General features: G+C 61.4%; 22 protein-coding genes and 2 tRNA genes. 9 read left to right on the plus strand and 15 right to left on the minus strand.

The window, feature by feature from the left end; translation table 11 throughout:
* The first annotated feature begins 66 nt into the window (after positions 1-66).
* Positions 67-309, plus strand: coding sequence for a DUF1654 domain-containing protein (locus ACQKPZ_RS06680; protein WP_016498977.1), 243 nt, complete (start codon positions 67-69; stop codon positions 307-309).
* A gap of 6 nt (positions 310-315) precedes the next feature.
* Positions 316-1,008 carry an endonuclease gene (locus tag ACQKPZ_RS06685; RefSeq protein ID WP_427536331.1) on the plus strand — a complete coding sequence of 231 codons (693 nt, stop codon included), beginning with the start codon at positions 316-318 and terminating at the stop codon, positions 1,006-1,008.
* A 3-nt stretch (positions 1,009-1,011) separates the two neighbouring features.
* Here ACQKPZ_RS06685 and ACQKPZ_RS06690 read toward each other — a convergent pair whose 3' ends face one another.
* The 4 genes from ACQKPZ_RS06690 to ACQKPZ_RS06705 all read right to left on the minus strand — a co-directional run bounded on the left by ACQKPZ_RS06690 (position 1,012) and on the right by ACQKPZ_RS06705 (position 2,726).
* Positions 1,012-1,437 carry a GTP pyrophosphokinase gene (locus ACQKPZ_RS06690; RefSeq protein WP_427536333.1) on the minus strand — a complete coding sequence of 142 codons (426 nt, stop codon included), beginning with the start codon at positions 1,435-1,437 and terminating at the stop codon, positions 1,012-1,014.
* 264 nt (positions 1,438-1,701) lie between these two features.
* Positions 1,702-2,271 (minus strand): SPOR domain-containing protein, encoded by a 570-nt coding sequence (locus ACQKPZ_RS06695; protein WP_391136503.1) that lies wholly within the window; start codon positions 2,269-2,271, stop codon positions 1,702-1,704.
* Between the two features lie 131 nt (positions 2,272-2,402).
* Positions 2,403-2,479 (minus strand) — tRNA-Val (locus tag ACQKPZ_RS06700).
* A gap of 170 nt (positions 2,480-2,649) precedes the next feature.
* Positions 2,650-2,726, minus strand: a tRNA-Val gene (locus ACQKPZ_RS06705).
* Between the two features lie 202 nt (positions 2,727-2,928).
* Between ACQKPZ_RS06705 and ACQKPZ_RS06710 the strand changes: the two genes are divergently transcribed.
* Positions 2,929-4,212 (plus strand): NAD(P)/FAD-dependent oxidoreductase, encoded by a 1,284-nt coding sequence (locus tag ACQKPZ_RS06710; RefSeq protein WP_391136506.1) that lies wholly within the window; start codon positions 2,929-2,931, stop codon positions 4,210-4,212.
* 111 nt (positions 4,213-4,323) lie between these two features.
* On the opposite strand, the gene ACQKPZ_RS06715 is transcribed toward ACQKPZ_RS06710, so the two are convergent.
* Complete coding sequence (locus ACQKPZ_RS06715; protein ID WP_427536335.1) at positions 4,324-5,001, minus strand: peptidase C39 family protein; 678 nt, start codon at positions 4,999-5,001, stop codon at positions 4,324-4,326.
* 222 nt (positions 5,002-5,223) lie between these two features.
* Between ACQKPZ_RS06715 and ACQKPZ_RS06720 the strand changes: the two genes are divergently transcribed.
* Entirely contained in the window at positions 5,224-5,400 is a 177-nt protein-coding gene (locus ACQKPZ_RS06720; protein WP_427536337.1) for a hypothetical protein, read from the plus strand.
* A gap of 129 nt (positions 5,401-5,529) precedes the next feature.
* On the opposite strand, the gene ACQKPZ_RS06725 is transcribed toward ACQKPZ_RS06720, so the two are convergent.
* Positions 5,530-6,282, minus strand: a complete 753-nt coding sequence (locus tag ACQKPZ_RS06725) for a TerC family protein (protein ID WP_391136514.1) — start codon at positions 6,280-6,282, stop codon at positions 5,530-5,532.
* Between the two features lie 29 nt (positions 6,283-6,311).
* Positions 6,312-6,551: a hypothetical protein gene (locus ACQKPZ_RS06730; RefSeq protein WP_391136517.1), complete on the minus strand. Its 240-nt coding sequence runs from the start codon at positions 6,549-6,551 to the stop codon at positions 6,312-6,314.
* A gap of 131 nt (positions 6,552-6,682) precedes the next feature.
* Here ACQKPZ_RS06730 and nhaR point away from each other — a divergent pair, with 131 nt between their 5' ends.
* The 3 genes from nhaR (at position 6,683) to ACQKPZ_RS06745 (ending at position 9,691) form a co-directional block, all read left to right on the plus strand.
* The gene (gene nhaR / locus ACQKPZ_RS06735; RefSeq protein ID WP_427536339.1) at positions 6,683-7,576 is read left to right on the plus strand and encodes a transcriptional activator NhaR; all 894 of its coding nucleotides are present in this window, start codon (positions 6,683-6,685) and stop codon (positions 7,574-7,576) included.
* A gap of 167 nt (positions 7,577-7,743) precedes the next feature.
* Positions 7,744-8,955 (plus strand): serine/threonine transporter SstT, encoded by a 1,212-nt coding sequence (gene sstT, locus ACQKPZ_RS06740; protein ID WP_427536341.1) that lies wholly within the window; start codon positions 7,744-7,746, stop codon positions 8,953-8,955.
* Between the two features lie 88 nt (positions 8,956-9,043).
* A complete protein-coding gene (locus tag ACQKPZ_RS06745; protein ID WP_427536343.1) occupies positions 9,044-9,691 on the plus strand; it encodes a YceH family protein in 648 nt (215 codons plus the stop codon).
* Positions 9,692-9,695: 4 nt separating this feature from the next.
* Here ACQKPZ_RS06745 and ACQKPZ_RS06750 read toward each other — a convergent pair whose 3' ends face one another.
* From ACQKPZ_RS06750 to ACQKPZ_RS06785, 8 genes are all read right to left on the minus strand, one after another.
* On the minus strand, positions 9,696-9,884 hold the full coding sequence (locus ACQKPZ_RS06750) for a hypothetical protein (RefSeq protein WP_274080506.1): 189 nt from the start codon (positions 9,882-9,884) through the stop codon (positions 9,696-9,698).
* A 169-nt stretch (positions 9,885-10,053) separates the two neighbouring features.
* Positions 10,054-11,616, minus strand: a complete 1,563-nt coding sequence (gene ahpF, locus ACQKPZ_RS06755; RefSeq protein WP_427536345.1) for an alkyl hydroperoxide reductase subunit F — start codon at positions 11,614-11,616, stop codon at positions 10,054-10,056.
* Between the two features lie 123 nt (positions 11,617-11,739).
* Complete coding sequence (gene ahpC / locus ACQKPZ_RS06760) at positions 11,740-12,303, minus strand: alkyl hydroperoxide reductase subunit C (protein ID WP_003250537.1); 564 nt, start codon at positions 12,301-12,303, stop codon at positions 11,740-11,742.
* 312 nt (positions 12,304-12,615) lie between these two features.
* Complete coding sequence (gene gorA / locus ACQKPZ_RS06765) at positions 12,616-13,971, minus strand: glutathione-disulfide reductase (RefSeq protein ID WP_427536347.1); 1,356 nt, start codon at positions 13,969-13,971, stop codon at positions 12,616-12,618.
* Positions 13,972-14,071: 100 nt separating this feature from the next.
* Positions 14,072-14,911 carry a UTP--glucose-1-phosphate uridylyltransferase GalU gene (galU, locus tag ACQKPZ_RS06770; RefSeq protein ID WP_391137044.1) on the minus strand — a complete coding sequence of 280 codons (840 nt, stop codon included), beginning with the start codon at positions 14,909-14,911 and terminating at the stop codon, positions 14,072-14,074.
* A gap of 288 nt (positions 14,912-15,199) precedes the next feature.
* On the minus strand, positions 15,200-16,048 hold the full coding sequence (locus tag ACQKPZ_RS06775; RefSeq protein WP_427536379.1) for a c-type cytochrome: 849 nt from the start codon (positions 16,046-16,048) through the stop codon (positions 15,200-15,202).
* A 62-nt stretch (positions 16,049-16,110) separates the two neighbouring features.
* Positions 16,111-16,761 (minus strand): c-type cytochrome, encoded by a 651-nt coding sequence (locus ACQKPZ_RS06780; protein WP_427536349.1) that lies wholly within the window; start codon positions 16,759-16,761, stop codon positions 16,111-16,113.
* A gap of 77 nt (positions 16,762-16,838) precedes the next feature.
* Positions 16,839-17,198: a hypothetical protein gene (locus ACQKPZ_RS06785; protein WP_427536351.1), complete on the minus strand. Its 360-nt coding sequence runs from the start codon at positions 17,196-17,198 to the stop codon at positions 16,839-16,841.
* A gap of 160 nt (positions 17,199-17,358) precedes the next feature.
* On the opposite strand from ACQKPZ_RS06785, the gene ACQKPZ_RS06790 reads away from it, so the two are divergent.
* Positions 17,359-17,661, plus strand: coding sequence for a DUF1883 domain-containing protein (locus ACQKPZ_RS06790; protein ID WP_016487931.1), 303 nt, complete (start codon positions 17,359-17,361; stop codon positions 17,659-17,661).
* 7 nt (positions 17,662-17,668) lie between these two features.
* Positions 17,669-17,839 carry a hypothetical protein gene (locus ACQKPZ_RS06795; protein ID WP_012051910.1) on the plus strand — a complete coding sequence of 57 codons (171 nt, stop codon included), beginning with the start codon at positions 17,669-17,671 and terminating at the stop codon, positions 17,837-17,839.
* The last annotated feature ends 23 nt before the right edge of the window (positions 17,840-17,862 follow it).

Raw genomic sequence — 17,862 nt, forward strand, 5'->3', positions numbered from 1 at the left:
AGCTGTTGCGAATTTACTTACAGTGAAATACTGTATGTGCATACAGCAAAAAAAAGGGAAAAGCCTGTGTCCAGCACCGCCTCCGCCACCCCAAGCAGCTATGAACAACTGGGTGTACGCATCCAGAAGATCATCAACAGCCCCACCGCCCAGCGCAGCCGGGCGGCGCTGATCTTCCGCCTGGAACAGGAAAGCCCGGACGACTGGGAAACCTTGCTGGAAGAGATCGCAGAAAACGACAACGTCACCCTCGCCCACCGCGATGATGGCGGCGTGCAGGTTTTCTGGACCGTGCCGAAGGAAGACTGAGCACGCATGAGAGTTTCGCTTATTGCGGCAGCCTGCCTGTTACTGGCCACCCCGCTTGCTCACGCCGACGCCCCGCGCACATTCCAGGAGGCCAAGAAGGTCGCCTGGACGTTATATGCGCCGCAATCGACCGAATTCTATTGCGGCTGCAAATACAAGGGCAACAAAGTCAACCTGGCATCTTGCGGCTATAAACCCCGCAAGAATGCACAGCGAGCATCGCGCATAGAGTGGGAACACATCATGCCTGCCTGGCAAATCGGCCATCAGCGCCAATGCTGGCAAAGCGGTGGACGCAAGCAGTGTTCGCAGCACGACGAGGTGTACAAGCGTGCCGAGGCCGACCTGCACAACCTGGTGCCGAGCATCGGTGAAGTAAACGGCGACCGCAGCAACTTCAGCTTCGGTTGGCTGCCCGAGCAGCGCGGGCAGTATGGCAGTTGCCTGACCCAAGTCGACTTCAAGGCGAAGAAGGTCATGCCGCGCCCGTCGATCCGCGGCATGATCGCACGCACCTACTTCTACATGAGCAAGCAGTACAACCTTCGCCTTTCCCGCCAGGACCGACAGTTGTTCGAGGCCTGGAACAAGACGTACCCGCCGCAGGCATGGGAGCGGCAACGCAACCAGCAGGTGGCGTGCGTGATGGGGCGCGGTAATGAGTTCGTCGGGCCGGTCAACCTCAAGGCCTGCGGCTGAACCTCAAACCAATGCTTGCAAATAAGCGCTGGCTTCCCGATAACGGGCCAACCGCGCCAGGTCGGCGGGCCCAGGGCACGCAATGCGTGAAAGGTCGCTGTTGTCGGCCAGGTCGGCCAGCTTGACCGTACGCGCCAGCGGGTCACCGCTCAGGCGCACCACGAAGTCCTGGTACGCTTCGCCCTCGCGTCGGCTCAGCGCCAGCAAGGCGGCCAGGATTTTCAGCGGAAAACCCTCGCGCGCCAGGTCGGACAGGGTCAGCGGAGTGTCCTCGATCACATCGTGAAGTACTGCGACAATCCGTTGCTCGGGTGTGGTCACCCTCATCATCACGCGTAGCGGGTGGAGGATATAGGCAGCCCCACCCTTGTCGTATTGCCCTTCATGCGCCCTGGCGGCCACGGCAATGGCCCGCTCCAGTGTAGACATGAGGTTCCCCCCGTTCAGCATCTCCCAACCCAAGCATAGCCAACGTTGTGTGAACGGTGTCTATCTCGCGGTCAGGCTCTCGGTTTTACTCAGCGGCCAAGGCTGGGCGCGATCCCCTGTAGGAGCGGCCTTGCGTCGCGATGGGCTGCGCAGCAGCCCCAGGATTTCAGCGTCACGGCTGATTTATTTGGGGCTGCTGTGCAGCCCATCGCGACGCAAGGCCGCTCCTACAGGAGGCCGCGTCCGCTTGCGAAACCTGGGATGTTAGCGCGCCACGCCATGCTGGATGACTACCGAATCGGTGCCCAGCTTGGCCATCACTTCGTCCTTGCGGGCTTGCGCTTCTTCACGCGTTGGGAAAGGCCCCATTAGCACCACCGGCTTGCCTTCGCGGTACTCAACCGAAGACGGGATGCCCTTTTCGATCAACCGTGCGGTCATATCGCTCAGCGCGCCCATGTTGGCGCCCTGGATCACTTCCACATCCCAGCCTTCTGGTGCCGGCTCACCGGCCAGCGCGTCAGCACGGCGCTGCAGGTCGGCGCCTCCGCACACCTCACGGATGCGCAGGTTGTTGCCGGTGTCGTCGACGATGATGTCGTACTGGCCATTGCGCTTGATCGCCACGTAGCTACGGTAGGCTTCGTACTGCCCGGCATCATCCTTGCCGCGGACCTGGCCGCAGATAGTGCCCTGGGTGTCGATCCGTACGTTGCCGAACTTGGCAGTCTTGGGGTTGTGCAGGTGTTCGGCCACTTGCTTGTGCACGCCTTCGACCTCGTTCTCACAGCCCGCCAGGGCGAGCACTGCCATTACCACAGCCAGTTTGCGCACGCGTGTACCTCCAGATTCGAAGGCGCGGATTCTACCACGGCGGGCCATGCCCGCACCGCGACCAAACGTTACACGCTGCTTCGCGCGCACATGCAAAAAGGGCGATCATTTCTGATCGCCCTTTTCGGATTTGGTAGGCACAATTGGACTCGAACCAACGACCCCCACCATGTCAAGGTGGTGCTCTAACCAACTGAGCTATGTGCCTGTCGTGTGGTGCGCATATTAGTGATCGAATGCGTACCTGTAAAGCTTTTTTTTGAGAAAAATCAAAAACTTTCGAATGCGAGCGCTTTGCGCCCATACAACGGTTTACGCTGCTACAAAAAGCGGCAATGAAAAAAGGGGTGACCCTTGCGGATCACCCCTTCTTCGATTTGGTAGGCACAATTGGACTCGAACCAACGACCCCCACCATGTCAAGGTGGTGCTCTAACCAACTGAGCTATGTGCCTGTCGTGTGGTGCGCATTCTACGCATTCCTAAAACCCTGTCAACACTTTTTTTCGCGCTAACTCACTGAATCTTAGACTCTTTATAGAAAGACAGGCTGGCTGCACCCCGTAAAGGATTTTCATCAGACGACTAGCGGGTGTTTATTATTATTGATAGCATCGGTACATTCGTTAAAAATATAAAACACGAGGTTCCTGCAGCATGGCTAACACCCCCTACCCCCAGTCCTACTACGCCGCCTCGGCCAACCCGGTGCCGCCACGTCCGGCGCTGCAGGGTGAGGTGGAAACTGATGTGTGCATCATCGGCGCCGGTTACACCGGCCTTTCCAGCGCCCTGTTCCTGCTGGAAAACGGCTTCAAGGTGAGCATCGTCGAAGCGGCCAAGGTCGGCTTTGGCGCGTCGGGCCGCAACGGTGGCCAGATCGTCAACAGCTACAGCCGCGACATCGACGTCATCGAGCGCACCGTTGGCCCTAAAGAAGCTCAACTGCTGGGCCACATGGCCTTCGAAGGCGGGCGCATCATTCGTGAGCGCGTGGCCAAGTACAACATTCAGTGCGACCTGAAAGACGGTGGCGTGTTCGCCGCCCTGACCAGCAAGCAGATGGGCCACCTGGAGTCGCAAAAGCGCCTGTGGGAACGCTTTGGCCACAACCAGCTGGAGCTGATGGACCAGAAGCGCATCCGCGAAGTGGTTGCCTGCGACAGCTACATCGGTGGCATGCTCGACATGAGCGGCGGCCATATCCACCCGTTGAACCTGGCCCTGGGTGAAGCGGCCGCGGTCGAGTCGCTGGGCGGCGTCATTTATGAGCAAACCCCGGCCATCCGTATCGAGCGTGGCGCCAACCCGGTGGTGCACACACCACAGGGTAAGATTCGCGCCAAGTTCATCATCGTCGCCGGCAACGCCTACCTGGGCAACCTGGTGCCGGAGCTGGCTGCCAAGTCCATGCCATGCGGTACCCAGGTGATCACCACCGAGCCTCTGGGCGAAGAACTGGCACGCACCCTGCTGCCGCAGGACTACTGCGTCGAAGACTGCAACTACCTGCTCGACTACTACCGCCTGACCAGCGACAAGCGCCTTATCTTCGGCGGTGGCGTGGTGTACGGCGCGCGTGACCCGGCCAACATCGAGGCAATCATCCGTCCGAAGATGCTCAAGGCCTTCCCGCAATTGAAGAACGTGAAGATCGACTACGCCTGGACCGGCAACTTCCTGCTGACCCTGTCGCGCCTGCCGCAGGTTGGCCGTATCGGCGACAACATCTACTACTCCCAGGGTTGCTCGGGCCACGGCGTAACCTACACCCACCTCGCGGGCAAGGTACTGGCCGAGGCCCTGCGTGGCCAGGCCGAGCGTTTCGACGCCTTCGCCGGCCTGCCACACTACCCGTTCCCGGGTGGCCAGATGCTGCGCGTACCGTTCAGCGCACTTGGTGCCTGGTACTACAGCCTGCGCGATCGCCTGGGCTTCTGATGTAAGCAGGCCTGGCCTCTTCGCGGGCACGCCCGCTCCCACAGAATTTGTGCTGATTGCATGGTTTCTGTGGGAGCGGGCGTGCCCGCGAAAGGGCCAGTACAGGCAATATCACTTGTTCAGGCTGTTCACAGCCTGCTTCGCTGCAACCTCCTGCCCCGCCCCCGCCAGTTCATCAGCAGCCTTCAACCAGCGCTGACGATCCACCTGGGCCGGTAGCTGCCGTGGTGGCTGCACCAACACCGCCCAACTCCCCTGCTTCGCCCACGCCGAGGCAAACTCATCAAACGCCATCACCTGCCGCCGGTGCATGCCTGCGCGCAACAGCACCCGCTGCTTGTAGCGGTCATACCCGATCAAAACGGCATAACGGGGCTCGCCCCACCAGGCCGAACCGTCCTCGTAACGCAGCAGCACCGGGTTGCCCGCCGCCACCTGGGTCAGCAGCGCGTCCAGCTGTTTGTCCAACGGGTACACGACCATGCCGTACTCCCGCGCCACGCGGGGGATGCTGGTGCCCAGCGCTTCAACACCCTGGGGCAGGTTCAGCGGCTTGTCCAGCAGCCCTGGCGTGATCGGCGCACCCTGTTGCGACAGCATCGTCGCCAGGGCCATGGCGCCGCTGTGGTTGGCGTTACCGCGGTAGAACGGCACGCTGCTGATCTCGACCCGCTGTGGCAAACCCTTGAGGTTGGCGGGCGGCGCGCTGGCACAACCGGCCAGGGTGGCCGCCATCAGGCAGGCAGCCAGCAGCCGGCGGGGGGCAGTCTTGAAGGAATGTTGCTGCATGGACACTCGCTTGCTTCAACGCCAGGCAGGCAGCGCCCGGCTCTGGCCACCGATCATAGGTCCCACAGCGGCGCGGGTATAGTCCGACAGCGGTTAGGAGCGAATCGGACTCAGCGATAGACCTTTGTTCGATGGAACGTCACAGGCAAAAGGCTAGACTAAAGCAGTGTCTGGAAGGCAAGTGCCGGTATCGGGCGCTTGGCCGTAGAGATGGAGGCACAGATGAGCCTGACCATGGCAATTCTCATGCTGGTGGGCATGTGGCTGAGCGTCGCAGCCGCCATGTTATGGGGTGTACTGCGTATCGTGCGGCGTCATGCACAACATCACCACCTGCCACCGCAGGCCCCGGCCAAGCCACAGCCCGTGCGGCGGGCGCGGCATGCCGGGGTGCACTGATCCTGGATTTTCATCAAACCATTCGCGGGCTCGCCCGCTCCCACAGGAATTGCGTAGCTAATTGGCTCACGCGATCCCTGTGGGAGCGGGCGAGCCCGCGAACGGGGCGCAAAGCGCCCCGCCTGTCCATCAACCCTCAGCCGCCTCACGCTTGAGCCGCGCCCGGCGTGCAAAGATGTTGAGCATTTCGATCACCGTCGAGAACGCCATCGCCGCATACACATAACCTTTCGGTACATGAGCACCAAAGCCTTCGGCGATCAGCGTCATGCCGATCATGATCAGGAAGCCCAGGGCCAGCATGACCACCGTCGGGTTGTCGTTGATGAAGTTGGCCAGCGGGTCGGCGGCCACCATCATCACGATTACAGCCGTGATTACGGCAATGATCATGATCGGCAAGTGCTCGGTCATGCCTACAGCGGTGATGATGCTGTCCACCGAGAAGACGATGTCCAGCAACAGGATCTGGAAGATCGCCGCAGCAAAGCCAAGGGTAACCGTGGAGCCGACCTTGGCTTCTTCCTTGGCACCGTGCGGGTCGACGCTTTCGTGAATTTCCTTGGTCGCCTTCCACAGCAGGAACAGGCCACCGGCAATCAGGATCATGTCCTTCCACGAGAAGGCGTTGCCGAACACTTCGAACACCGGGTCCGTCAACTGGACGATCCAGGCCACCGTGCTAAGCAAGGCCAGGCGCATGACCAAGGCCATGCTGATACCAATACGCCGCGCCTTGGAGCGGTACTCCACCGGCAGCTTGTTGGTCAGGATGGAGATGAAGATCAGGTTGTCGATACCCAGTACAACTTCCATGGCCACCAGCGTAGCCAGGGCAATCCAGGCGGTAGGGCTAGCGGCGAGTTCCAGCAAGTATTCCATTGTTCAAATCCTGCAGCGGCGGTTGGGGGTCAGATTTCCTGAGTGTCTTTTTTCTTGTCGGCATCCTCAGGCTTGTGCCCTTCGGTACCGATGGCTTCGCTCAACGCCTGCTGGGCGGCCTTGTTGGTGTCGTCGATGGCCTGTTTGGCCGACTGCGCGGCCTGGTCGAGCATCTGCTGGGCAGATTTTTCGGCCTGGTCGCAACCCGCCAGGGTGAACAGCGCCAAAGCCAGCACCAACGGGGTGCCGATGGATTTGAGTTGCAGCATGGTGTCCTCGCTTGAAATATCCCGGCGGCGCATAGCGCCTGATGCCGTGCATTCTAGAGACGCCGATAGTTCAGGAAAATTCGTATTTTCATGGCGTATACTTCGGTTTTTACGAATCCGGACGACCAACGGTGCTCAACTATCGCCAGCTGCATTACTTTTGGGCCGTGGCCAAGACTGGCAGCATCACCCGCGCCAGCGAACAGCTGAATCTCACACCACAAACCATCAGCGGGCAGATTAGCCTGTTCGAGCAAACCTACGGCCTGGAGCTGTTCCAGCGCGCCGGCCGGCAGCTGGAGCTGACCGAGACCGGGCGCCAGACGCTGGTGTATGCCGAGCAGATGTTCCAGATTGGTGTGGAACTGGAGGCCATGCTGCGTGCAGGCCCGCAGGAACAGATCCTGTTCCGTGTAGGCGTGGCCGATGTGGTGCCGAAATCCATCGTCTACCGCCTGCTGGCGCCGACCATGGAGCTGGATGAGGTGCTGCGGATCAACTGCCGCGAAGACAAACTCGAGCGGTTGCTGGCAGACCTGGCTATCCAGCGCCTGGACCTGGTGATTTCCGACAGCCCCATGCCCAGCCACCTGGACATCAAGGGTTACAGCCAGAAGCTGGGCGAGTGCGGGCTGAGCTTTTTCGCCACCCCGGCACTCGCGCAACGGCTGGATGGCCCCTTCCCGGCTTGCCTGCATGACGCCCCGCTGCTGGTGCCCGGCCAGGAAACCGTGGTGCGCAGCCGCCTGCTGCGCTGGCTGGGCGAGCAACAGGTGCAGCCGCGAATCGTGGGCGAATTTGATGACAGTGCCCTGATGCAGGCGTTCGGGCAGTCGGGCAGCGGCATTTTCGTGGCCCCCAGCGTGATCGCCGAAGAAGTATGCCGCCAGTACGGCGTGGAGCTGATCGGGCAGACCGAGGCCGTGCACGAGTCGTTCTATGCCATTTCGGTGGAGCGCAAGGTCAAGCACCCGGGGATCGTGGCGATTACCGAGGGGGCGCGGCGCGAGTTGTTTCATTGGTGAACTTGAGGGCCTCTTCGCGGGTGAACCCGCTCCCACAGATAGAGCGCACATTTCGAGACCTGTGCAGATCTCTGTGGGAGCGGGTTTACCCGCGAAGAGGCCAGAACAGGCCTACAAGGCTCTTATGGTAAAGTCCGCCCTTTCCAGATTCCGAGACGCCGCAGCACATGACTCCTGTTTTACGCCTCCTCAACCGCACCAGCCTGGTGACGCAGATCGTTGTCGGCCTGCTCGCTGGCATCGCCCTTGCCCTGCTTGCGCCTGCGGTCGCCCGCGACCTGGCCTTCATCGGCAAGGTGTTCGTCAGCGCCCTCAAGGCTGTTGCACCCGTGCTGGTCTTCATCCTGGTCATGGCCTCGATCGCCAACCATCGCCACGGGCAGGAAACCCACATTCGCCCGATCCTCTGGCTGTACCTGCTGGGCACCTTTGCCGCAGCGGTGGTGGCAGTGGGCGCCAGCATGCTGTTCCCGTCGAACCTGGTACTCAGCACCGGCGAGGCCACCCTGAGCGCGCCGGGCGGCATCACCGAAGTCATGCAAAACCTGCTGCTGAGTGCGGTCGACAACCCGATCAACGCCCTGCTCAATGCCAACTTCATCGGCGTACTCACCTGGGCCATCGGCCTGGGTGTAGCCTTGCGCCATGCCAGTGAAACCACCCGCAATGTGGTCGACGACCTGTCCAACGGCGTAACCCTGATCGTGCGCGTGGTCATTCGCTTCGCCCCGCTGGGCATCTTTGGCCTGGTCAGTTCCACCCTGGCCCAGTCCGGTTTGCAGGCACTGCTCGGCTACCTGCACCTGCTGGCCGTGCTGATCGGCTGCATGCTGTTCGTGGCGCTGGTGATGAACCCGCTGATCGTGTTCTGGAAGATCCGCCGCAACCCCTACCCGCTAACCCTGCTGTGCCTGCGCGAAAGCGGGATTACCGCGTTCTTCACCCGCAGTTCGGCGGCCAACATCCCGGTCAACCTGGCGCTGTCGGAACGCCTTGGCCTGCATGAAGACACCTACTCGGTATCGATCCCGCTGGGCGCGACCATCAACATGGCCGGTGCGGCCATCACCATTACCGTGCTGACACTGGCTGCGGTGCATACCCTGGGTATCCCGGTGGACTTGCCAACGGCCGTGCTGCTCAGCGTGGTGGCTGCGGTATGTGCCTGCGGCGCCTCGGGCGTGGCCGGGGGGTCGCTGCTGCTGATCCCGCTGGCGTGCAGCCTGTTTGGCATCCCAAGCGAAATTGCCATGCAGGTGGTGGCAGTGGGCTTCATTATTGGCGTGTTGCAGGATTCGGCCGAGACGGCACTGAATTCGTCGACCGATGTGTTGTTCACTGCGGCGGCTTGCCAGGCTGAAGAACAGCGTAACGCTTGAGATTGCCGGGGCCGCTTTGCGGCCCCAATTGCCTTACACCGCAGCTTTACCTACGCTAGTGGCCTTTCCCCAGCAATGAGACAGGGCCATGTCAGAACACGAAACCGCAGGTGAAGGCCGCTTCAGCAGCGTCGAGGTCCGCATTCTCGGCGCGCTGATCGAAAAGCAGGCCACCAGCCCTGAAAGCTACCCACTAACCCTCAATGCGCTTGTCCTGGCCTGCAACCAGAAGACCAGCCGCGAGCCGGTGATGAACCTTACCCTAGGCCAGGTCGGCCAGGCCCTGCGTGCCCTCGAAGGGCAAGGCATGACCCGCCTGCAGATGGGCAGCCGTGCTGACCGTTGGGAACAACGGGTGGACAAGGCACTGGAGCTGGTGCCGGCACAGCTGATACTGATGGGCCTGATGTTCCTGCGCGGCCCGCAAACCCTCAACGAACTGCTGACCCGCAGCAACCGCCTGCACGACTTCGACGACACCGAGCAGATCCAGCACCAGTTGGAGCGCCTGATTTCGCGCGACCTGGCCTTGCACCTGCCACGCCAGGCTGGCCAGCGTGAAGACCGCTACACCCATGCCTTGGGCGACCCGGCGGAGATCGAGGCGATTCTCGCTGCGCGGCAGCAGGAAGGTGGCGCACGCAGCAGTGGCGCGAGTGTGTCGGAAGAACGCATCGAAGCCCTCGAAGCGCGCATCGCGGCGCTGGAGGCACGCCTGGCCGAGCTGGAAGGCTGAGCCGTCACGGCTCGCGGTCGGGGAAGTTGCGGCAGCTCTTGCGTTCGGCCAGCTCCCGGTCACTGGGGCGCTGGTCGACGAACACGGTGCGGCCGTCGGCGTAGATTTCCAGGTAGCCCCAGTGCAGGTCCTGCTCTGTTTGCCCGGGCTTTGGGGGGACTAGCCACCAGGGTTCGCGGCTGATCAGGGTCATGAAGGTGGCTCCTGAGGGGGATGCCGTAAGCATAGACACCCTCAAGTTGATGCTTTGCTTGTGCTGGCCCTTTCGCGGCTAAAGCCGCTCCCACAGGTACTGCACAGGTTTTGATATCTGTGAGTATTCCTGTGGGAGCGGCTTTAGCCGCGAAGAGGCCGGTACAGGCTTACGCCGGTGCCGATGTGCGGATCAGGTGGTCGAACGCAGCCAGCGAAGCCTTGGCCCCCTCACCTACCGCAATCACGATCTGCTTGTACGGCACGGTGGTCACGTCACCCGCGGCAAACACGCCCGGGATGCTGGTCTGGCCCTTGGCATCGACAATGATCTCGCCACGCGGCGACAGCTCGACCGTGCCTTTCAGCCAATCGGTGTTTGGCAACAGGCCGATCTGCACGAAGATACCCTCCAGCGCCACCTCTTGTTGCTCGTCGGTGGTGCGGTCCTTGTAGCGCAGGCCGGTCACTTTTTCACCATTGCCCAGCACCTCGGTGGTCAACGCACTGGTGATCACCTTGACGTTTGGCAGGCTGTGCAGCTTGCGCTGCAACACCGCATCGGCACGCAGCTGGCTGTCGAATTCGATCAGCGTCACCTGGGCAACGATGCCGGCCAGGTCGATGGCGGCTTCCACACCCGAGTTGCCACCGCCGATCACCGCCACGCGCTTGCCCTTGAACAGCGGGCCGTCACAGTGCGGGCAGTAGGCCACGCCACGGCCGCGGTACTCCTGCTCGCCCGGCACATTCATTTCGCGCCAGCGCGCACCCGTGGCCAGGATCACGGTCTTGGCCTTGAGCGAGGCGCCACCTGCCAGGCGTACTTCGTGCAGGCCGCCATCAGCGGCCGGAATCAGCGCTTCACCACGCTGCAGGTTCATGATGTCGACGTCGTACTGCTTGACGTGCTCTTCCAGCGCCGTGGCCAGCTTCGGCCCTTCGGTCTCCTGCACCGAGATGAAGTTCTCGATAGCAAGGGTATCAAGCACCTGGCCACCGAAACGCTCGGCGGCAACCCCGGTGCGGATGCCTTTACGGGCGGCGTAGATGGCCGCTGCGGCGCCAGCCGGGCCGCCGCCGACCACCAGAACATCAAAGGCGTCCTTGGCGTTGATCTTCTCGGCCTGGCGAGCGCCGGCATTGGTGTCGATCTTGCCGAGGATTTCTTCCAGGCCCATGCGGCCCTGGCCGAACACTTCGCCGTTCAGGTAGATGCTCGGCACCGCCATGATCTTGCGCGCTTCCACTTCTTCCTGGAACAGCGCACCGTCAATGGCCACATGGCGCACGTTAGGGTTAAGCACCGCCATCAGGTTAAGCGCCTGGACCACGTCCGGGCAGTTCTGGCACGACAGCGAAAAGTAGGTTTCGAAGGTGAATTCGCCTTCCAGCGCCTGGATCTGCTCGATCACTTCGGCACTGGCCTTGGACGGGTGGCCACCGACTTGCAGCAGCGCCAGCACCAGCGAGGTGAATTCATGGCCCATGGGGATGCCGGCAAAGCGCAGGCTGATGTCGCCCCCCGGGCGGTTCAGCGAGAACGATGGGCGACGGGCATCGGTGCCGTCCGCGCTGAAGGTAATCAGGTTCGACAGGCTGGCAATTTCCACCAGCAGGTCATGCAATTCGCGGGACTTCGCGCCGTCGTCGAGGGAGGCAACGATCTCGATCGGCTGGGTGACCCGCTCCAGGTAGGTTTTCAGTTGCGATTTAAGCGTGGCGTCCAACATACGGGCGATTCCTTTTCAAAACACGGATACAAAAACGCCCAGGCGAGGTCGCCCGGGCGTTTGACGGGGCGGTGAGTACTTCAGCTTTGGCGGCTGCTCACCGCCCTCAAGGTGCACATGACCTTAGATCTTGCCGACCAGGTCCAGCGACGGCGCCAGAGTGGCTTCGCCTTCTTTCCACTTGGCCGGGCACACTTCGCCTGGATGAGCGGCAACGTACTGGGCAGCCTTCACTTTACGCAGCAGTTCGGCAGCATCGCGGCCTACACCACCGTCGTTCAGTTCGACGATCTTGATCTGGCCTTCCGGGTTGATCACGAAGGTACCGCGGTCAGCCAGGCCGGCTTCTTCGATCAGCACGTCGAAGTTGCGCGAGATGACGTGGGTCGGGTCACCGATCAGCGGGTATTCGATCTTGCCGATGGTGTCCGAAGTGTCGTGCCAGGCTTTGTGGGTGAAGTGGGTGTCGGTCGACACGCCGTAGATTTCCACGCCCAGCTTCTGGAACTCGGCGTAGTTGTCGGCGAGGTCGCCCAGCTCGGTCGGGCATACGAAGGTGAAGTCGGCCGGGTAGAAGAACACGACAGACCACTTGCCTTTCAGGTCGGCTTCGCTGACCTGGACGAACTCGCCCTTGTGGTAGGCGGTGGCGTTGAACGGTTTGACCTGGCTGTTGATGATTGGCATGAGAGACGCTCCTTCATGGGGTTGGAATCAGTTGATGGATAGAATCCTAACTAATCATCCCGTTGAAGGCTCATTGGCAAAGCTCATGCTTGCGATTGGTTTTGGCTATAACCGGGGTTTATTAATAGAAGGGAATGGGCTGAGCAAAGGATTGCGAACCGGGTGGGCTGCCCTGTAGGAGTGGCCTTGTGTCGCGATCGGGCCGCCAAGCGGCCCCACCATTTCAGGCATGATGCAAAAATTGCCGGGGCCGCTGCGCGGCCCTGTCGCGACACAAGGCCGCTCCTACACAGGCAAGTGTCCGTGCTGGAATCAGCGGGTAACTGTGCGCATGGTCACGAACTCTTCGGCTGCCGTCGGGTGCACGCCGATGGTTTCGTCGAACTGCTGCTTGGTCGCCCCGGCCTTCAGGGCAACGCCCAGGCCCTGGATGATCTCGCCGGCATCAGGGCCAACCATGTGGCAACCCAGCACCTTGTCGGTCTCGGCATCCACCACCAGCTTCATCAGGGTTTTTTCCTGGATATCGGTGAGTGTCAGCTTCATGGCGCGGAAGCGGCTTTCGAACACCTGCACCTTGTGCCCGGCCTGCAGCGCCTGCTCTTCGGTCAGGCCAACCGTACCAATCGGCGGCTGGCTGAACACCGCAGTCGGGATGTTCTGGTAATCCACCGGGCGGTATTGCTCTGGCTTGAACAAGCGCCGCGCCACTGCCATGCCCTCGGCCAAGGCCACGGGGGTCAGTTGCACACGGCCGATGACATCACCAATGGCCAGGATCGACGGGGCGGTGGTCTGGTACTGCTCATCCACACGAATGTAGCCCCGCGGGTCCAGCTCTACCCCAGTGTTTTCCAGGCCCAGGTTGTCCAGCATCGGGCGCCGCCCTGTGGCGTAGAACACACAATCTGCAACCAACTCGCGGCCGTCTTTCAGGGTGGCCTTGAGGCTGCCGTCTTCAAGCTTGTCGATGCGCTGGATGTCGGCGTTGAACTGCAAGTCGAGGCCGCGCTTTTCCAGCTCTTCCTTCAGGTGCGTGCGCACCGAACCATCGAAGCCACGCAGGAACAGGTCGCCACGGTACAGCAGCGTGGTGTCGGCCCCCAGGCCCTGGAAGATGCCCGCGAACTCGACGGCGATGTAACCGCCACCCACCACCAACACCCGACGAGGGAGGTCCTTGAGGTAGAAGGCTTCGTTGGAGGTGATGGCCAGGTCCTTGCCCGGAATGTCCGGCACCTGTGGCCAGCCACCCGTTGCGATGAGGATGTGTTCGGCGGTGTAGCGCTGGCCTTCGACTTCCACTTCATTGGCGCCGGTCATGCGCGCATGGCCCTGCAGCAGGGTTACGCCGCTGTTGACCAGCAAGTTGCGGTAAATGCCGTTGAGCCGCTCGATTTCACGGTTTTTGTTGGCTATCAGGGTACCCCAGTCGAAATGCCCTTCTTCCAGGGTCCAGCCGAAGCCCGCGGCCTGCTCCAGTTCGTCAGCAACATGCGCGCCATACACCAGCAATTTTTTCGGTACGCAGCCAACGTTGACGCAGGTACCGCCCAGGTAGCGGCTTTCGGCCACTGCCACCTTTGCACCAAAGCCGGCGGCAAAGCGCGCCGCGCGCACCCCGCCGGACCCGGCGCCAATCACGAACAGATCAAAATCGTAGGCCATGTATTCAGTCTCCTAGGCAGGCGCCCAGCATAACGCCGTTGGCCGCCGCAAACAAAAAAGCCACCCCGAGGGGTGGCTCCATGGAACCCGCGCTGGCGTATCAGTACGCCTTGCCGGCCTTGTAGAAGTTCTCGAAGCAGAAGTTGGTCGCCTCGATGTAGCCTTCGGCACCACCGCAGTCGAAACGCTTGCCCTTGAACTTGTAGGCGATCACGTTACCTTCTTCCGCTTGCTTCATCAGCGCGTCGGTGATCTGGATCTCGCCACCTTTGCCCGGCTCGGTCTGTTCGATCTTCTCGAAGATGTCCGGGGTCAGGATGTAACGGCCAATGATGGCCAGGTTCGATGGAGCATCTTCCGGCTTCGGTTTCTCGACCATGGCGTCGACACGGAAAATGCCGTCCTTGATCTCTTCGCCTGCGATGACGCCGTATTTGTTGGTTTCTTGCGGATCGACTTCCTGGATGGCGACGATCGAGCAGCGGTACTTCTTGTACAGCGCGACCATCTGCGCCAGCACGCCGTCACCTTCAAGGTTCACGCACAGGTCATCCGCCAGCACCACGGCGAACGGCTCGTCGCCGATCAGCGGGCGACCGGTGAGGATGGCATGGCCCAGGCCTTTCATTTCGGTCTGACGGGTGTACGAGAACGAGCATTCGTCGAGCAGACGACGGATGCCAACCAGGTATTTTTCCTTGTCGGTGCCCTTGATCTGGTTTTCCAGCTCGTAGCTGATATCGAAGTGGTCTTCCAGGGCGCGCTTGCCGCGACCGGTCACGATGGAGATTTCGTTCAGACCTGCATCCAATGCTTCTTCAACGCCATACTGGATCAGTGGCTTGTTGACCACCGGCAGCATTTCCTTGGGCATGGCTTTGGTAGCAGGCAGGAAGCGGGTGCCGTAGCCGGCTGCCGGGAACAAGCATTTCTTGATCATAAACGTCCTTACAAAAGGCTAGGCCTGTGGAATTCGGCGCAGTCTAATCAGGCGGCAGTCACCTTACAATGCCTCACCTGTGCCGGCCGATTGGAAGATAGAGACAACCCAGTGTAGATAGTTCCGGCGGAAGGTAAATATTACCGTCATACATGACCGTTGGATGACAGCAAATGAGGGCTGCCTTTGCCGGCCTCTTCGCGGGCTCGCCCGCTCCCACAAGCCCCGCACAGCATGCAGAACCTGTGGGAGCGGGCAAGCCCGCGAAGAGGCCGGCACAGGCATGCATCAGCTGCCGGTACCCTGCCCGATCAGCACCCCCTCTACCTGCTGCCCGTATAGGTTCACCCCGTCATTGGCATGGAACTTCACCCGCGTCTTCTCCACAGACCCTTCCACCAGGCGCGGGTCCTGTGGCCGCTCATGGCGGTTGATCCACGCTGCCACGTCCCAGGCCTGCTGGTCACTGAGGCTGCCCGGCTTGCCCAGCGGCATGTTGTACTTGATGAAAGACGCCGCGGTATTGATACGGTGCATGCCGGCGCCCCAGTTGTATGAGTCCTTGCCCCACAGCGGCGGCATCACGAACTCACCCGCAACCTTCTGCCCTTCGCCATTGCTGCCATGGCAGATCGCACATTGCTCGGCGTAAACCTGCTGGCCGCGCTTGAAGTCATAACCGCCCTTGGGCTGCGCCACCTCCGGGTAGCCACGCCCGGCAATCTCCACACCGGTCGGTGCCTGGGTCGACAGCCAGTACGAATACACCGCCAGCGCCGTCATCTGCGGGCTGTCGGCGGCCGGCGGCTTGCCGTTCATGCTGAACTGGAAACAGCCCTGGATACGCTCGGCAAAGGTATTCACCTTGTCGTTTTTCTTGCGATACGCCGGATACATCGGATACGCGCCCCATAGCGGCGCCGAATGCGCCAGCCGCCCCTGGTCAAGGTGGCAGTTGCTGCAGTTCATGCCGTTGCCCACGGCCTCGGGCATCAGCCGGCGGGTGTCGACAAACAAGGCATGGCCTTGGCGCACCATCTTGCCAAAGGCGTTGTCGGGCAACTCACTTTCGGCGGGCGGCGTGAACTGCGCGGGTGTCTGCACACCGGGCACTTTCAGTTGCGACTGGTCTTCCATGGCGATCGGTGCAGCCTGGGCGCTGCCCATGGCCAGCAGCAACACGGCGGGAATCATCGGCTTCATGGCTTGACCTCCTGGCTGGCGGGGCGGGCGAAGAACTCGGCAACGGCCTTGATCTCGTCATCCGTCATGGCCTTGGCCACGCCGACCATCAGCTGGTTGGGGTCATTGCTGCGGCTGCCGTCGCGCCAGGCATTGAGTTGCGCCACCAGGTAGCTGGCGGACTGGCCGGCCAAAGGCGGAAAGTGCTCGCCAACACCACCGCCGCCAGGTCCATGGCACTGCACACAACCGGGGATCTGCCGACTCCAGTCGCCATACAGGGCCATGCGGGTGGTGGGGTCATCGGCAATCTGCTGGCGCCACAGGTTGCCGGCGGGGTCGGCCGGCAGGCTGGCCAGGTAGGTGCTTACCGCCTTGATTTCTTCCTCGGTCAGGGCCTTGGCCAACGGCTCCATTACCGGCTGCTTGCGGCTACCGCTGCGCCAGTCATGCAGTTGCTTGCTGAGGTAACCGGCCGGTAGCCCGGCCAAACGTGGAAAGCCGGCAGCGGCAATGCCCTTGCCGTCCGGGCCATGGCATCCCAGGCAAGCCATGGCAGCGGGGTTGGCCCCGCCCTGGGTGAAGACTTTCTGGCCATCGGCGGCATGTGCCACGGGCCAAGCCAGGATCAGCAGGCCGCTGATCACGACGCGTCTCAACGGTGTCATCACGAATCTCCTTTTCTTTTGTTATATGTTTAGGCTTAAAACATATAAGCAAAGTCAGGAAGGTCCGTTGCCTCAGATCAACTTCCGGAGATGCATTTCGTTGCCGCCGTGCGCACATCGCCCAGGCGCAGGGGGAAATTGTTCAACCGCTCATGCAGCTTGATGCTGCTGCCGCTGCCACGCTTGTCGATGTCCACCAGCGCGGCCGGGCCCACGCCCGAACTGATCTTTTGCGGCACGATCAGGCGCAGGCCATCACCGCGCTGTTCTTCGGTCAGTGGGTCGCGGGTATCGGCCAGCTTCTGCTTGATGCAGTCGGCATATTCACGCGGGCTTTTGCCCGAGATCACATCCAGCGTTTCGTGCGATTGCTCCAGCTCCGAAACACTGACACAGCCCCCCAATGCCAAAGACAACGCCGCCACCATCCACTTCATTTAAAGCACCTCAGCCTTCAAGAGCCTTCTTCGACCACAGCCAGGCCGTTTTGCTCCCTGCATTGGCAGATTTATCGGCGCCTGGCCATCAAGCGCGGCAGTGTAACGGCACATCGTGGTATCGTTTGCCTTTGCAGATCCAAACCTTGCGGAGCATCACATGAAATTCGTACACCAGCGCGAGCACCTGAACGAGGACGACATCGTCGTCATCGAATGCTCCCAGCGCTGCAACATCCGCCTGATGAACGACGCCAACTTCCGCAGCTTCAAGAATGGCGGCCGTCACACCTACCATGGCGGCCAGTTCGTTGACTTCCCGGCCAAAATCACGGTACCCAGCACCGGTTTCTGGAACATCACCATCGACACCGTGACCACCCGCCCGATCTCGGTAACGCGCAAGCCAACCTTGAGCCACAAGATCAAGATCATCCGTCGTTCGTCGTCGAAACTCAGATAAGGCCACCATGACCCAGACCATCAAGTACGTCATCAAATACAAGCTCGACGGCCAGCGCCGCTGGGATTTCGCGCTGATGCCCGATGCTTCGCAAGAGCAAGCCCTGGAAGCCCTGCGCAAGATCCACGGCGAAGATGCCGAGAAAATCAGCGACATCCAGGTCAGCAAGGCCCTGTAACACCCATCGCAAGCCCCTGTTAC

The organism is Pseudomonas sp. NPDC089547 (genome assembly GCF_050280665.1).
Lineage (GTDB): Bacteria > Pseudomonadota > Gammaproteobacteria > Pseudomonadales > Pseudomonadaceae > Aquipseudomonas.

What these genes read in the sequence shown, in the direction of transcription:
- ACQKPZ_RS06685 (WP_427536331.1), top strand. Translation starts at nt 316, where the DNA reads ATGAGAGTTTCGCTTATTGCGGCAGCCTGCCTGTTACTGGCCACCCCG.
- ACQKPZ_RS06690 (WP_427536333.1), bottom strand. Translation starts at nt 1,437, where the DNA reads ATGTCTACACTGGAGCGGGCCATTGCCGTGGCCGCCAGGGCGCATGAA.
- ACQKPZ_RS06710 (WP_391136506.1), top strand. Translation starts at nt 2,929, where the DNA reads ATGGCTAACACCCCCTACCCCCAGTCCTACTACGCCGCCTCGGCCAAC.
- ACQKPZ_RS06715 (WP_427536335.1), bottom strand. Translation starts at nt 5,001, where the DNA reads ATGCAGCAACATTCCTTCAAGACTGCCCCCCGCCGGCTGCTGGCTGCC.
- ACQKPZ_RS06720 (WP_427536337.1), top strand. Translation starts at nt 5,224, where the DNA reads ATGAGCCTGACCATGGCAATTCTCATGCTGGTGGGCATGTGGCTGAGC.
- ACQKPZ_RS06725 (WP_391136514.1), bottom strand. Translation starts at nt 6,282, where the DNA reads ATGGAATACTTGCTGGAACTCGCCGCTAGCCCTACCGCCTGGATTGCC.
- ACQKPZ_RS06730 (WP_391136517.1), bottom strand. Translation starts at nt 6,551, where the DNA reads ATGCTGCAACTCAAATCCATCGGCACCCCGTTGGTGCTGGCTTTGGCG.
- sstT (WP_427536341.1), top strand. Translation starts at nt 7,744, where the DNA reads ATGACTCCTGTTTTACGCCTCCTCAACCGCACCAGCCTGGTGACGCAG.
- ACQKPZ_RS06745 (WP_427536343.1), top strand. Translation starts at nt 9,044, where the DNA reads ATGTCAGAACACGAAACCGCAGGTGAAGGCCGCTTCAGCAGCGTCGAG.
- ACQKPZ_RS06750 (WP_274080506.1), bottom strand. Translation starts at nt 9,884, where the DNA reads ATGACCCTGATCAGCCGCGAACCCTGGTGGCTAGTCCCCCCAAAGCCC.
- ahpF (WP_427536345.1), bottom strand. Translation starts at nt 11,616, where the DNA reads ATGTTGGACGCCACGCTTAAATCGCAACTGAAAACCTACCTGGAGCGG.
- ahpC (WP_003250537.1), bottom strand. Translation starts at nt 12,303, where the DNA reads ATGCCAATCATCAACAGCCAGGTCAAACCGTTCAACGCCACCGCCTAC.
- gorA (WP_427536347.1), bottom strand. Translation starts at nt 13,971, where the DNA reads ATGGCCTACGATTTTGATCTGTTCGTGATTGGCGCCGGGTCCGGCGGG.
- galU (WP_391137044.1), bottom strand. Translation starts at nt 14,911, where the DNA reads ATGATCAAGAAATGCTTGTTCCCGGCAGCCGGCTACGGCACCCGCTTC.
- ACQKPZ_RS06775 (WP_427536379.1), bottom strand. Translation starts at nt 16,048, where the DNA reads ATGGAAGACCAGTCGCAACTGAAAGTGCCCGGTGTGCAGACACCCGCG.
- ACQKPZ_RS06780 (WP_427536349.1), bottom strand. Translation starts at nt 16,761, where the DNA reads ATGACACCGTTGAGACGCGTCGTGATCAGCGGCCTGCTGATCCTGGCT.
- ACQKPZ_RS06785 (WP_427536351.1), bottom strand. Translation starts at nt 17,198, where the DNA reads ATGAAGTGGATGGTGGCGGCGTTGTCTTTGGCATTGGGGGGCTGTGTC.
- ACQKPZ_RS06790 (WP_016487931.1), top strand. Translation starts at nt 17,359, where the DNA reads ATGAAATTCGTACACCAGCGCGAGCACCTGAACGAGGACGACATCGTC.
- ACQKPZ_RS06795 (WP_012051910.1), top strand. Translation starts at nt 17,669, where the DNA reads ATGACCCAGACCATCAAGTACGTCATCAAATACAAGCTCGACGGCCAG.